General features: G+C 61.3%; 11 protein-coding genes and 1 pseudogene. 7 read left to right on the top strand and 5 right to left on the bottom strand.

Going from position 1 to position 11,609, the window contains the following annotated elements; genetic code table 11:
* The 5 genes and pseudogenes from VFU66_RS07675 to VFU66_RS07695 all read left to right on the top strand — a co-directional run.
* Positions 1-141 (top strand): annotated as a pseudogene (locus VFU66_RS07675) (DNA polymerase III subunit beta); the annotation flags it as partial.
* 72 nt (positions 142-213) lie between these two features.
* Entirely contained in the window at positions 214-1,692 is a 1,479-nt protein-coding gene (gene gatB, locus VFU66_RS07680) for an Asp-tRNA(Asn)/Glu-tRNA(Gln) amidotransferase subunit GatB (RefSeq protein WP_326445669.1), read from the top strand.
* A gap of 196 nt (positions 1,693-1,888) precedes the next feature.
* Complete coding sequence (locus VFU66_RS07685) at positions 1,889-3,397, top strand: hypothetical protein (RefSeq protein ID WP_326445659.1); 1,509 nt, start codon at positions 1,889-1,891, stop codon at positions 3,395-3,397.
* Positions 3,398-3,454: 57 nt separating this feature from the next.
* A complete protein-coding gene (locus VFU66_RS07690) occupies positions 3,455-3,721 on the top strand; it encodes a DUF6496 domain-containing protein (protein ID WP_326445660.1) in 267 nt (88 codons plus the stop codon).
* Between the two features lies 1 nt (position 3,722).
* Entirely contained in the window at positions 3,723-4,181 is a 459-nt protein-coding gene (locus VFU66_RS07695; protein WP_326445661.1) for a nucleoside deaminase, read from the top strand.
* Positions 4,182-4,196: 15 nt separating this feature from the next.
* On the opposite strand, the gene VFU66_RS07700 is transcribed toward VFU66_RS07695, so the two are convergent.
* From VFU66_RS07700 to VFU66_RS07720, 5 genes are all read right to left on the bottom strand, one after another.
* Positions 4,197-4,577 (bottom strand): FmdB family zinc ribbon protein, encoded by a 381-nt coding sequence (locus VFU66_RS07700; RefSeq protein WP_326445662.1) that lies wholly within the window; start codon positions 4,575-4,577, stop codon positions 4,197-4,199.
* Positions 4,578-4,591: 14 nt separating this feature from the next.
* Complete coding sequence (gene serA, locus VFU66_RS07705) at positions 4,592-6,232, bottom strand: phosphoglycerate dehydrogenase (RefSeq protein ID WP_326445663.1); 1,641 nt, start codon at positions 6,230-6,232, stop codon at positions 4,592-4,594.
* A gap of 1,019 nt (positions 6,233-7,251) precedes the next feature.
* The gene (locus VFU66_RS07710; RefSeq protein ID WP_326445664.1) at positions 7,252-8,430 is read right to left on the bottom strand and encodes a pyridoxal-phosphate-dependent aminotransferase family protein; all 1,179 of its coding nucleotides are present in this window, start codon (positions 8,428-8,430) and stop codon (positions 7,252-7,254) included.
* A gap of 85 nt (positions 8,431-8,515) precedes the next feature.
* Positions 8,516-9,514 carry a hypothetical protein gene (locus tag VFU66_RS07715; protein WP_326445665.1) on the bottom strand — a complete coding sequence of 333 codons (999 nt, stop codon included), beginning with the start codon at positions 9,512-9,514 and terminating at the stop codon, positions 8,516-8,518.
* A gap of 2 nt (positions 9,515-9,516) precedes the next feature.
* Positions 9,517-9,897, bottom strand: a complete 381-nt coding sequence (locus VFU66_RS07720) for a PadR family transcriptional regulator (protein ID WP_326445666.1) — start codon at positions 9,895-9,897, stop codon at positions 9,517-9,519.
* 126 nt (positions 9,898-10,023) lie between these two features.
* Between VFU66_RS07720 and VFU66_RS07725 the strand changes: the two genes are divergently transcribed.
* Both VFU66_RS07725 and VFU66_RS07730 read left to right on the top strand, forming a co-directional pair.
* Positions 10,024-10,854 (top strand): protein NO VEIN domain-containing protein, encoded by an 831-nt coding sequence (locus VFU66_RS07725; protein ID WP_326445667.1) that lies wholly within the window; start codon positions 10,024-10,026, stop codon positions 10,852-10,854.
* A 72-nt stretch (positions 10,855-10,926) separates the two neighbouring features.
* Positions 10,927-11,295, top strand: a complete 369-nt coding sequence (locus VFU66_RS07730; protein WP_326445668.1) for an HNH endonuclease — start codon at positions 10,927-10,929, stop codon at positions 11,293-11,295.
* Positions 11,296-11,609 lie beyond the last annotated feature (314 nt).

The raw sequence follows: 11,609 nt of genomic DNA on the forward strand, positions 1-11,609 counted from the left end.
CTCGACTTCTTGAAGGCCATTGGCAACACCGGCGAGGTGAGGCTCGAATTCAAGGACGCCCAGAGCGCCGGTCAGATGCGTCCTGAAGACGGCAACGAGGACGTCAAGTACCGCTACATCCTGATGCCCATGCGCATCTGATGCCGTGCAGCGCCGAAAGGTATGGGCAGTGGCGGCCAGCTTATCAGCGCGCTTGGTAAAATCAAGCTGACCATGTCCACCGCCACTGCGCTCTCGCCGGAGATTCTTGCCAAGTACCAGCCTGTCATCGGGCTGGAGGTTCACGTTCAACTCCTGACCGCCACCAAGGCCTTTTGCGGCTGCATCAATCAGTACGGCGGCGAGCCGAATACGCACGTCTGCCCGGTTTGCCTGGGCCTGCCCGGCGCGCTGCCTGTGTTGAACCGCAAGGCCGTTGAATTCGCCGTGCTGGCTGCGAAGGCCATTCACTGCGAAATCCGCGAGACCAGCATCTTCGCGCGCAAGAACTACTTCTATCCCGACCTGCCGAAGGGCTATCAGATCTCGCAGTTCGACAAGCCCATCGCCGAACATGGTTGGATTGACGTACCTGCCGCCGAAGGCAGGACGAAGCGCATCGGCGTAACGCGCCTGCACATGGAAGAGGACGCCGGCAAGAGCGTGCATGACGGCTTCGCCGACTCCGTCTCGAAGACCTACATCGACCTGAACCGCTGCGGCACCCCGCTGGTCGAGATCGTGAGTGAGCCCGACCTGCGCACGCCTGACGAGGCCTTCGAGTACCTGACGCGCTTGAAAGAAATTCTGCTCTACACCGGCGTCAGCGACTGCAACATGGACGAAGGCTCGCTGCGCTGCGACGCCAACGTGAGCGTGATGCTGAAAGGCGCGGAAAAGTTCGGCACCAAAGCAGAGGTGAAGAACGTCAACAGCTTCCGCTACATCCGCGCCGCGCTCGAGTACGAGATCGAGCGGCAGATCGGCGTGCTCGAAGAGGGAGGCCGCGTAGTGCAGGAGTCGCGCCTGTGGAACAACGCCGAGGGCCGCACCTACTCCATGCGCTCGAAGGAGCAGGCGCACGACTACCGCTACTTCCCCGAGCCGGACCTGCCGCCGCTGGTCGTCGGCGCGGCGTGGCAGGCTGAAATTCTGAAGGACCTGCCCGAGCTGCCCGAGGCGCGGCGCGCGCGCATGATCGCCACCTACGACCTCTCCGCGCAGGACGCGGCCACGCTGACCGCCACGCGCGCATTCGCCGACCGCTTCGAGACGGCGGCGAAGAAGGCTAAGAGTCCGAAGCGAGTTGCCGCTCTGCTGACCAGCGAGCTGACCATGCGCCTGCGTGCAGCCGAGCTTGAGCCGGAGCATTCGCCGGTCTCGATGGACGGCGTCGTCATGGCTGCCGACCTCGCCGAGTCCGGCGAGCTTTCAAGCAAGATGCTCAAGCAACTGCTCGATGCCTGCTTCGCCGAAGGCAAGGACTTCCCCGAGATCTACGAGCGCGACAAGCCGCGGCAGATCTCCGATGCGGGCGCTATCGAGAAGATGATCGACGAAGTTATCGCCGCCAACCCCAAGCAGGTCGAGCAGTATCGCGGCGGCAAAAAGACGGTCGCAGCGTTCTTCGTCGGCCAGGTCATGCGCCTCTCGAAGGGCCAGGCCAACCCGGCGCTGCTGAACGAGCTGGTGACGAAGAAGCTCGATAACTGAACAAACTTACCGCCGATTGCCACCGATTAAAATCGACCACGGATTTCACGGATAGAGGTCTTAAATCCGTGAGCATCTGTGTAAATCCGTGGTCGATTTCGTAGTTGCTTTTATGATCGGTGCAATCGGTGGCAATCGGTGTTAAGTTTTTCGTGCAGGTTTAGGGTTTAATGGGCGGATGCTGAAGCAAGGCTCGTTGTCCAGACTGCTTTGCCGCGGGGTGAGTGTGGGCGTTCTGCTGGGACTGATTGGCTGCCGGGGCGACGCGCCCTACGTCGTGCCCGAGGCGCCGATGCCTCCGAACACCGTGCTGCTGGCCGGGATGATGCGCGAGCTTTCGGCTACGCCCGGCTTCACCGACGCTCTGCTCGCGCAGTTGAACAACGGCGGCAAGCGCGGCCCAACGCTGATGACGCCCGCGCTGATGAAGCGCCTGCGTGAGTTGATTCTGGGCAGGGACTGGCAGGGCCTCGACCGCTTTCCCGGCTGGACAATGCGCGAGATCAACCCTACGGTGCGCGTCGTGTCGCATGTTGCGGGAAAGAATGCCGCGCTGGAAAGCCTCGCCGCGCGTCCTCCGGGCGCACCCGCAAGCGCGCTGACGCCGGAGCAGATAAAGACCTACCTCGATCTCGGCGACTACGCGCCCGAGCGCGCCGAGACCATCAGCTTCGACCATCCTTCCACGCTGCCCGGATTTACGACGGAAGGAATCGTCACCGACCTGGGCGCGGGCGTGGTGCGCGGCGACGGGCCAAACCCGGAGCTTGCGCCTGAGCACGCCGAGAGCCAGCGCATGGCTGACGCGCTCAATCGCCTGAGCCTGAACGGCGTGGACGGCCACGCGACGGCAACCGCGACGATCTCCGGTCACAGCGCAACGACCCCAGAAGCACTGATCGAAGCACTCACCATGACAGGCCACACGGTCGAGGTCTACGACGCGCGCTACTTCGCCAACTTCGGCCACTTCCACTACAAGGGACAGGAAGTGATGATGCCCTTCTTTGTGGACTCGCAGATACTTGTCCCCGGCACGAAGCGTCCACTGCTCGTTCCTGTCAGCCACGCCGAGTACGAGTGGAGAATTCGCGGGCCGAAGATCAACGCAGACGTGAGCTGGTACTTCGGCATCGACGGCAAGGCCGAGTTCCGCACCATGGACACGCAGGACCAGGCATGGGTGCTGGGCCGTCACGCCCACACCTACGACGGAGCAGACGCCCTTGAAGTGACCCGGCTGGCTGGTCGGATGACGGTCGCGTATCTGCATCTTCATGCCGCGAATCCTGAGCTTCCCTTCGGCGGCTACTACGCGCTCGGCGTCTGTCAGGACAGCGTTGCGGCGATTGAGAAGAAGATGACCGGCCGCGCGACCCTGTTTCCGAACACCGCCGACGATGCGCTGTTCAACGACCCGCGTGATGCCGAGGCGAACGCGCTGATCGCGGCAATTCCGAAGGACCGCAGCGGCAGCAAGCCCGAGCCGGAGCGCATCTTCGGCTCGCTGCCGACGACGGATTTACACGCGATCACGATTCCGGGCCTGTCGGCTGATTTGATAGCGGTGCATGATGCGTGGCAGAACGGCTCGCTTGCGCGAACGCCTTCGTGGATCGAGAAGATCACCAAACGCACGCTGGGCGTGGCCGCCGTCGTGCTGCTGGTGGGGCTTGTTGTAGTCAGGCGCAGGCGATCACGATGACCGCCGTGCAACTCGTGCACATCGACTTCGCCTCTTAAAGGAAAGGGAGGATACTCCATGGCGACGAAGAAGGTAGCGAAGGTAGCGAAGAAATCGGCGAGCAAAAAGAGTTCGGCTAAAAAGTCTTCATCGAAGAAGAAATCGACGCGGAAGTATAGCCCGGCCGCGGGCAAGAGCGTCGAGCGCGAGATGAAGGCGATGAAGCAAGGCAAGCTCGAGAGCGGCCGCAGCGGCAGGAAAGTGACCAGCCGGAAGCAGGCAATCGCCATCGGATTGTCCGAGGCACGCAAGGCTGGAGCAAAAGTACCCAAGAAGAAGGAGTAGCGTGGCAGAAAAAATGCTGGATCATCGCGCGATGCTGGAGGTCGCGCTCCAGGAGGCACGAACAGGACGCGCCGAGGGCGGAGTTCCGATTGGTGCTGCGCTCTTCAACGGCGAGGGACGCCTGCTGGCTTCGGGACGCAACCGGCGCGTGCAGCAGGACGACCCTTCCATCCACGGCGAGACGGACGCATTTCGCCGCGCGGGCCGGCAGCGGTCCTACCGAGACAAAATCATGGTGACGACGCTGGCGCCCTGCTGGTACTGTAGCGGGCTGATTCGGCAGTTCGGAATCCGTACCGTCGTCGTGGGCGAGAGCAGAAACTTCGCCGGAGGCGTGGATTGGCTGAAGTCGATCGGTGTTACGGTGATCGATCTGGATTCTCAGGAATGCTCGGATTTATTGACCGGCTTCATCGCGGAGCATCCTGAGATCTGGAACGAGGACATCGGCCAGGAGTAAAGCCGCCGTCCCCGGCTATTTTTTGTCGGCAGCCGGTGCGCTGGCAGGCGCTGCAGTCGCAGGCGTTGAGACAGCAGTGCTGCTCGCGCTACTTGAGTCGGAGGCAGACGTGGTGGCAGAGCTTGCGCTTTTGCTTGCGCCCTCGCCGGAGGACTTCGGCTTGGCGTTGCCGTAGCCGTCCGCATACCATCCGCCGCCTTTGAAGCTGACGGCAGGCGCGTGGATGAGCCGTTCGAGCGTCCCGCCGCAGTGTGGGCAAACGGTGATCTCCGGGTCGGAGAACTTCTGAATCTTCTCCGTGCGACGATGGCAGGCAGTGCATTCGTATTCGTAAAGCGGCATGGTCTGTTCTCTGTTGCGATGGTACTGGATGAAGCGCGATGGCCTGCGCTTCATCCGTTGAGTTCAAGTTACAGTTTTCCCAACTCGATCAGCCGAACACTGGCGATGGCTTCGACCTTGCGCAGGGCTTCGATGGCCGCGTTGGCTGCGGCTGCCGAGGGCACGTCGATCTGGACCACGGCCAGTGCCTGTCCCTGCGGCACGCGCTGCGCACGGCTGGAGCCTGCTCCGGCGCGGCCCAGGGCGAAGTTGGCGATGTTCACCTGGTGCTCGCCGAGGATGGTGCCGATGCGGCCGATGACGCCGGGCACGTCGTGGTTGCGGATGGCGACCAGCGTTCCGTTCAGCGGCGCTTCGATGTCGATGCCGTCGTAGGTCAGCAGGCGCGGCGAGCTGCCGTGCAGCACTGTGGCTGACGCGCTCGTCTCGCCTTCGGAGGAGTGCAGAACAATCTTCAGCACGGAACCCGCGCCGCCTGTGGTGAACTCCTTCTTCTCCTCCTGCACGCGGACGCCGCGTTCGGCCGCGATGGCTGCGGCGTTGATGCGGTTGGCGTGCGTGCCGTTCTCGCCATTGCCCTCCGAGCCGGAGAAGATGCCTGCGATGGCGGCGTTGCGGATGAGGTCCGTCTTGCCCTGCGCGATGCGGCCGCTGTAGGTCATCTGGATGCTCTCGAGATTGCCCGGCGCGGAGTGCGCGAGGAAGTGGCCGAGGCGCTCGGCCATCTCGATGTAGGGCGCGACCTCGACGTACTCCTCATGTGTGAGGCTGGGCAGGTTCACCGCGTTCTGTACGACGCCGAGCTTCAGGTAGTCGCTGACCTGGCGGGCGAGCTGGATGCCGATCGCCTCCTGCGCCTCGTCGGTGGACCCGGCGATGTGGGGCGAGAGGATGACGTTCTCCAGCTCGAAGAAGGGCGAGTCCTTGAGCGGCTCCTTGTGAAACACATCGAGCGCGGCTCCGGCAACGTGGCCGGACTTGATGGCCTCGGCCAGCGCCTCTTCGACGATCAGCTCGCCACGCGCGCAGTTGATGATGCGGATGCCTTTCTTCATCACCTTGAGCGAGGCCGCGTTGATCATTCCCTCGGTCTGGGGCGTCAGGCCGACGTGGAGCGTGAGGTAGTCGGAGTCCTTGAAGATCTGGTCGATGGGCACGAGGGTGACGTTGTTCTCTCGCGCGATGACGGGCGCGACGAACGGATCGTAGCCAATGAGATTCATGCCGAAGCTGGCGGCGCGGCGCGCGACCTCAAGGCCGATGCGGCCCAGGCCGACGATGCCGAGCGTCTTGCCGCGCAGCTCGGAGCCTTGCAGCGACTTCTTCTCCCACTTGCCGGCGTGCATGGTCGCGTTGGCGCGGGGCACGCTGCGGGCCATCGAGACCATCAGGCCAAGCGTCAGCTCGGCTACGGCGACGGCGTTGGCTCCGGGCGTGTTCATGACGACGATGCCGCGGTGCGTGGCGGCGGGGGTGTCGATGTTGTCGACGCCGACTCCGGCGCGGCCGATGATGCGGAGCTTCGGGGCGGACTCGAGCAACTGCGCGTCGGCCTGCACGGCGGAGCGAACGACGAGCGCGTCGGCGTCGGCCAGCTCGGCGGCGAGGCCATTCTTGATCTGGTCATGCGTGACGACCTGCCAGCCGGGCTCCTGCTGGAAGACGGCGAGGGTGGCGGGGGAGACTTTTTCGGCGAGAACGATCTTCATGGAGACTCTGTATTCCTCTTCCTGCTGCGTGTCAGCAAAGTGGCCGCATCGTTGCGGCGTTGGCGTCGGAAGAACTGGGGATGTGCGAGTCTTTAGTTTACTTGGTATCGCTGGCAAGAGTTTTCGGCTGCGTGCCGGGCGATGGATGGGCGGGTACCCCCTCCCCTGCTTTTTGTGCAAAGTCCTTCAAACACTGGACTTAGGTTCGGACTTGCCCGCCGGGTGCCTGTAAACCCCTTATTTTACAAGGGCTGTTCCGCTAAAGTCCATGATCTACACGGGTTATGGCTTCCGGGTACTCTGAACAGCAAAGGAAAAAGCCCCACGCCAAGCGGGGCTTCTGTGTCTCCTATTTCTATTTTACTGGAAGGAGGAAACTAAACCGCCAACTCGATCGGCTTTGGTTTGAGTGGGTTGGGTGGTTTGGAGGCTTGACATACCATTTGTGGAAAGCGCAGGAGAGGTTGTTCAAAGCGTGTATGGGATTTTGACCCCGCGAGTGCCTGCGGGGAAGTCCTTTATATTGCGGGTCAGCAACTCGCGTCCCGCGACTTCGGCGGTTGCGAGGATGATGGCGTCGGGTAGCTTGATGAGCTTTTTTCTTCGCAGCAGGGCACAGCTGCGGCGGGAGAAGCAGCAGATTCCTCCCCCTTCGACTTCGCTCAGGGTACGGAATGGAAATGCAAGGGGAGTGCAAAAGGTTGGCGGTTGGAGTGTGTTCATTCCCGCCCATGCGCATGAAGCCGCGCATGGGTGGGCACCCGCATCTGCGGGCAAAATGCGGGGATTCTTCCCATTCGACTTCGCTCAGGGCAGGCTGCTGCGCTCAGAATGACGACTTAAGGAAGCTCTGATTAAGTATCGGAGGGCCCGGAAGGAATCGGCGCAGAAAAGAAATGCGGGGATTCTTCGCTTCGCTCAGAATGACGGATCAAAAATCGGAGACTTAATCAGAGGCTCCTTAAATAATTTGGGAACTCACGTCTGAAGAATCCGGACGTGGGTTCCCGTAATAGTGTCTATTTGACCCGGTCGGCGTAGACCTTCTGGGCGGCGATGAGGCCTTTGCCGAACTCGAAGCCCGGGAGGATTTTGGCTGCGGCGACGACCTGCTCGAAGGCTCCGATGATGGCGATCGTGTCCATGTAGTCGAAGAAGCCGATGTGGGCGATGCGGAAGAGATGGCCCTTCATCTCGCCCTGGCCGTCGGTGACGATGGCGGCGAAGCGCGATTTGAGGCCCTTGACGATGATGCCGGAGTCGGTGCCCTCGGGCGGCAGGATCGCCGTTGCGGCGGCGGCCTCGTAGCCTTTGGGCGCGAAGAGCTTCAGGCCCATCGCTTCGACGGCGGCGCGGGTCATGGCGGCGCAGGTCTCGGCGTTATCGACGAGCTTCTTGCGGCCTTCGGCGAGGTTGCCTTCGGCCTGGCCGGCGATATAGTCGAGCGAGGCGCCGAGCGCGGCGATCAGCGAGACGGGCGGTGTGTACGCGCTCTCGCCTTTGGCGGCGTTCTTGCGCTCCTTGCGCAGGTCGAAGTAGTAGCGCGGGTTGTAGGTGGACTCCATGCGGTCCCAGGCGCGCTGGCTGATGGCGAGATAGCTGAGGCCGGGAGGCATCATCACGGCCTTCTGCGAGCCGCCGATGAGCACGTCGACGCCCCAGGCGTCCATGTCGAGGTGCGTGGTGCCGAGGCCGGTGATGGCATCGACGACGAACAGCGCCTCGGACTTTTCCGCCTTAAGCAGCCCGGCGATGGCTTCGACGTCGTGACGCACGGCGGTCGAAGACTCGGTGGCCTGGACGAAGACGGCGCGGGTTTCGAGCTTGAGCGCGGCTTTGACTTCGGCGAGGTCGAAGGTCTGGCCGTAAGGCTTCTCGATGACATCGACGTGGCAGCCGAAGGCCTTGGTGAGGGCGCTCCAGCGCTCGCCGAACTTGCCGGCGGTGAGGACGAGGACGCGGTCGCCGGGGCTGGTGAGGTTGGAGACGGCGGCTTCCATGGCTCCGGTGCCCGAGCTGGACAGGATGATGACGTCGTTTTTGGTGCCGACGAAGTCCTTGAGCTGCGAGAGCACGCGGGTGAACAGCGCACGGAACTCCGGCGTGCGGTGATGAATGTCGGCGGCAGCCATGGCGAACTGGGCGGCAGGGAGCAGTGGCGTCGGGCCAGGGGTAAAGAGGCGAGTTTTCCGGATCATGTCTTTATTGTAGCGATTTTGCCGGGAGCACTTCATCACGAGGCGAACTACGCTGCCTCGTGATGAAGTGCAGCGCGATGTTCCTCTACCAGATCGCCGCGAAACCGGGCTGTCTGCCTGTGCGCCTGCGAACGAGTTGCCACAGGTCCCAGAGGAGCTTAACTCCGGCAACCGCCACTGCAATCTTCAAGCCGAGCGCGATGCCAGTGTTGATGACTGCCAGTGACTGCACGGTTTGGGTCGAGCCCGCGTTGGGAACAAAGAATGGCTTCAACTGAAGCATGATCAGCGGAATGCCGATGCCGAGCGCCTGCGAGCCAAGCTTTAGCCAGTCTCTGTGCGGACGCAGCCCCGGAGACAGCGTCAGCCCCTTCAGCGTGGCCATCGCGATAAACACCGCCATGAGCTGCCAGTAGAAGACGTGCCACTGGGGCGCGAGGGCGAACGGCATCTGGTGCGCGAACTTCGCGCCCGGCCCGAGGATCAGGTACGGATGGTTCGGTACGGCCAGCAGCCACAGGACTCCCCCGATGCTCACAATGACGTCGGCTATGTCGTGAATCAGCGACGGCGCCTTCTCTGTGCGCTCAAGCTTCGGCAGGTCGCGGACGCTCCAGTGAGGCAGGGCGAACTTTGTGTGCTGCGTTTGCTGGAGATACTCGAAGATTGCAAAGCCCAGCGTGATGATCGCCCAGTAGATCAGCGCGATGCTCCAGAAGTGGGCGAGGGCAGCGGGAAGCTCCGACAGCGGCTGGCCCTGAACGACAATCCGCATGCCTTCGACGACGACGTAGGCCAGCACCAGCAAGGGGAAGCTCTTCCTGAGTGTGTACCAGTAAATGGGAAACAGCGCCGGACTGATGAGCGAGTGCTGCGGCCGATAGCGCGCCGCGACCATGATCGGCATTCCGTGGGCTTCGAGGATCTTCGCCGCCTCGTCTTCGGTCAGCGGCCTGCCCAGCTCCTCCTCGCGGCCCTCCATCTCGGCCAGCAGGTTGGTGCGCAGCTCGGCGATGGTGTCCTGCCTGCTGCTTGCCGGAAGATGCTCGCCGACTGCCTGTAGATAACGCTCCAGAAGCTCCATGGCTAACTCTCCTCTCCGTCGGTCTTTCGTTCGTGCGAGGTCGCGGCACCCAAAATCCGCTCGACGGCGCGGTTGATGCCTCTCCATTCGTCCAGCAGTTGCCCCAGCACCACCTCGCCCTCGGCGCTTAGCCGATAAAACCGCTTGTTGCGCTTGTCCTCTTCGCGCCACTGGCTGGTGAGCAGGCCCTGCGTCTCCAGACGTCGCAGCAGCGGATAGAGCGTGCTCTCTTCGATCTCGAGGCCAGCCTCGACCAGCGACTTGCGGAGTGTGTAGCCGTAGTGCTCCTGACGCAACTGCGCCAGCACGGCGACGACGAGGCATCCCCGGCGGAGTTCGAGGCGAAGGGAGTCGAAGAGTTCGGTTTGGGCGGCTGGGCTCATACTGTGCTGAACACACTGTATAACACACAGTGTGTGGTGTCAAGTAGTTTTCCTCTCAGATGCTCCAACGATTCTATGTTCCTGATTCTTCAGGGCAAGATTATGATTGGATGACTGCGAAATCCCATGCCCGACGAAAGCAAGTTTGGAACACCGTGGCAAGACGACGAACTTGACGCGATTGTCGCGGACTATTTCGTCATGCTCGATGCTGATCTGTCGGGGCAGCCATATGTGAAGTCCAGACATTCCACGACGCTGATGGCCCAAATTGGCCGATCACACCGCTCTGTGGAGTTCAAGCATCAGAACATCTCTGCTGTGTTGGAGGAGCTTGGGCTTCCTTGGATTCCGGGCTATATACCCAAGAAGAACTACCAGAACTCCATTTTTGATGCGATTGATCGCTACCTTACGCAGCATCACGCGGTTCTTGAAATGGCTCAACCAGTTTCGACGCCCACGCCGACTCCGACGGTTTTTGTCGAATCGCCAACACCTACTAAAGGGGATCGGAAAATCCCTGCTGGTCTTAATCGGCTTGTGCGCAAGTTCGATCCTGTCGAGAGGGACTATCTGAATCGTAATCTCGGCAAGTCCGGTGAAGCCTTCGTGCTTGAAGTTGAACGGCTCCGACTTGAGAGCGAGAACTGCCGGGATCTAGCTCGAAAGGTGCGTTGGGTAGCACATGAAGACGGCGATGGAGCAGGCTATGACGTTCTCTCCTTCGAGCAGAGCGGGCGAGAGCGATTAATCGAAGTCAAGACAACAAATGGAGCGGCGCGGACTCCATTCTTTCTGACACGCAATGAACGCGAACTGGCGATGGAGCGGCCCACCGAATGGCAAATCTATAGGGTTCATCTGTTCGCCAGCACACCCCGCATCTTCACCATATGCCCACCATTGGAGGATGCGGTGATTCTGCGACCGGAGACTTGGCGTGCGTCGTTTTGACGTAAAGTACTGCTGTGTTTGAAACAATATGGATGAGGGTTGAGGAATCACGGATGGTCATGGATAAGAAATATGAATAGTTCCAGCGCAAGCAATCGAAGCAGCATTGTATTTTCGTCTGCCGTATCCGCGAGGCTTCGCGCCGCAGCGATTGATCATGACGGGTTCACTTGCTACATGTGCGGCATTGGACCAGGAGAAACTGACACGGCGACGGGTAAAAGAGTCCGTCTTCATATTGACTATGTCGTTGACAAGAAACTTGGTGGCAAGGACAAGCTTTCCAATTTGGCGGCGGCATGTTCCATATGCGTCGAAGGCTTCAAAATCATTGAGACAGAAAAGCTAACCGGTCTATGGCTGCTCTCCCAGGTCCGCAGGGCGGGGCAGGAAGAGCGGCGTGTTGTCCTGAATTGGCTCCGTAAGAATCTCGAGGCGTGATGATTCCCGCGGCCGAAGAGCAGCCCGAGAAGATAGATTGGCTGCGGAAAAGGTGCTCGTGAGGATAAAGCATAAAAAGACCCGGAGGCTAAGGCTCTTGATGTTGCTGGCGATTTCGGAGAGCTAAAGCCCTGCGCTCCTGCCCAAAGTCACGCGGGTTGAGTTGTCGTCTCCTATGGGTTGCCGGTGACTGGGGCCTGGTTCTGGTGGCTGAGCATGGCGTCTACGTTGGCCTTGTCTACCAGCGCGACGCCGGTGTCGATGAAGGCGGGGAACGGCGCGTAGGGGTCGAGTGCGTAGCTTTGCGCGAGCGG

Origin of the sequence: Edaphobacter sp., assembly GCF_035763405.1 — a bacterium.
Lineage (GTDB): Bacteria > Acidobacteriota > Terriglobia > Terriglobales > Acidobacteriaceae > Edaphobacter.

Excerpts from the sequence above, each read along its gene's own strand:
- VFU66_RS07690 (WP_326445660.1), top strand. The coding sequence starts at position 3,455 with ATGGCGACGAAGAAGGTAGCGAAGGTAGCGAAGAAATCGGCGAGCAAA.
- serA (WP_326445663.1), bottom strand. The coding sequence starts at position 6,232 with ATGAAGATCGTTCTCGCCGAAAAAGTCTCCCCCGCCACCCTCGCCGTC.
- VFU66_RS07720 (WP_326445666.1), bottom strand. The coding sequence starts at position 9,897 with ATGAGCCCAGCCGCCCAAACCGAACTCTTCGACTCCCTTCGCCTCGAA.
- VFU66_RS07715 (WP_326445665.1), bottom strand. The coding sequence starts at position 9,514 with ATGGAGCTTCTGGAGCGTTATCTACAGGCAGTCGGCGAGCATCTTCCG.
- VFU66_RS07725 (WP_326445667.1), top strand. The coding sequence starts at position 10,024 with ATGCCCGACGAAAGCAAGTTTGGAACACCGTGGCAAGACGACGAACTT.
- VFU66_RS07730 (WP_326445668.1), top strand. The coding sequence starts at position 10,927 with ATGAATAGTTCCAGCGCAAGCAATCGAAGCAGCATTGTATTTTCGTCT.
- VFU66_RS07710 (WP_326445664.1), bottom strand. The coding sequence starts at position 8,430 with ATGATCCGGAAAACTCGCCTCTTTACCCCTGGCCCGACGCCACTGCTC.
- VFU66_RS07700 (WP_326445662.1), bottom strand. The coding sequence starts at position 4,577 with ATGAAGCGCAGGCCATCGCGCTTCATCCAGTACCATCGCAACAGAGAA.
- gatB (WP_326445669.1), top strand. The coding sequence starts at position 214 with ATGTCCACCGCCACTGCGCTCTCGCCGGAGATTCTTGCCAAGTACCAG.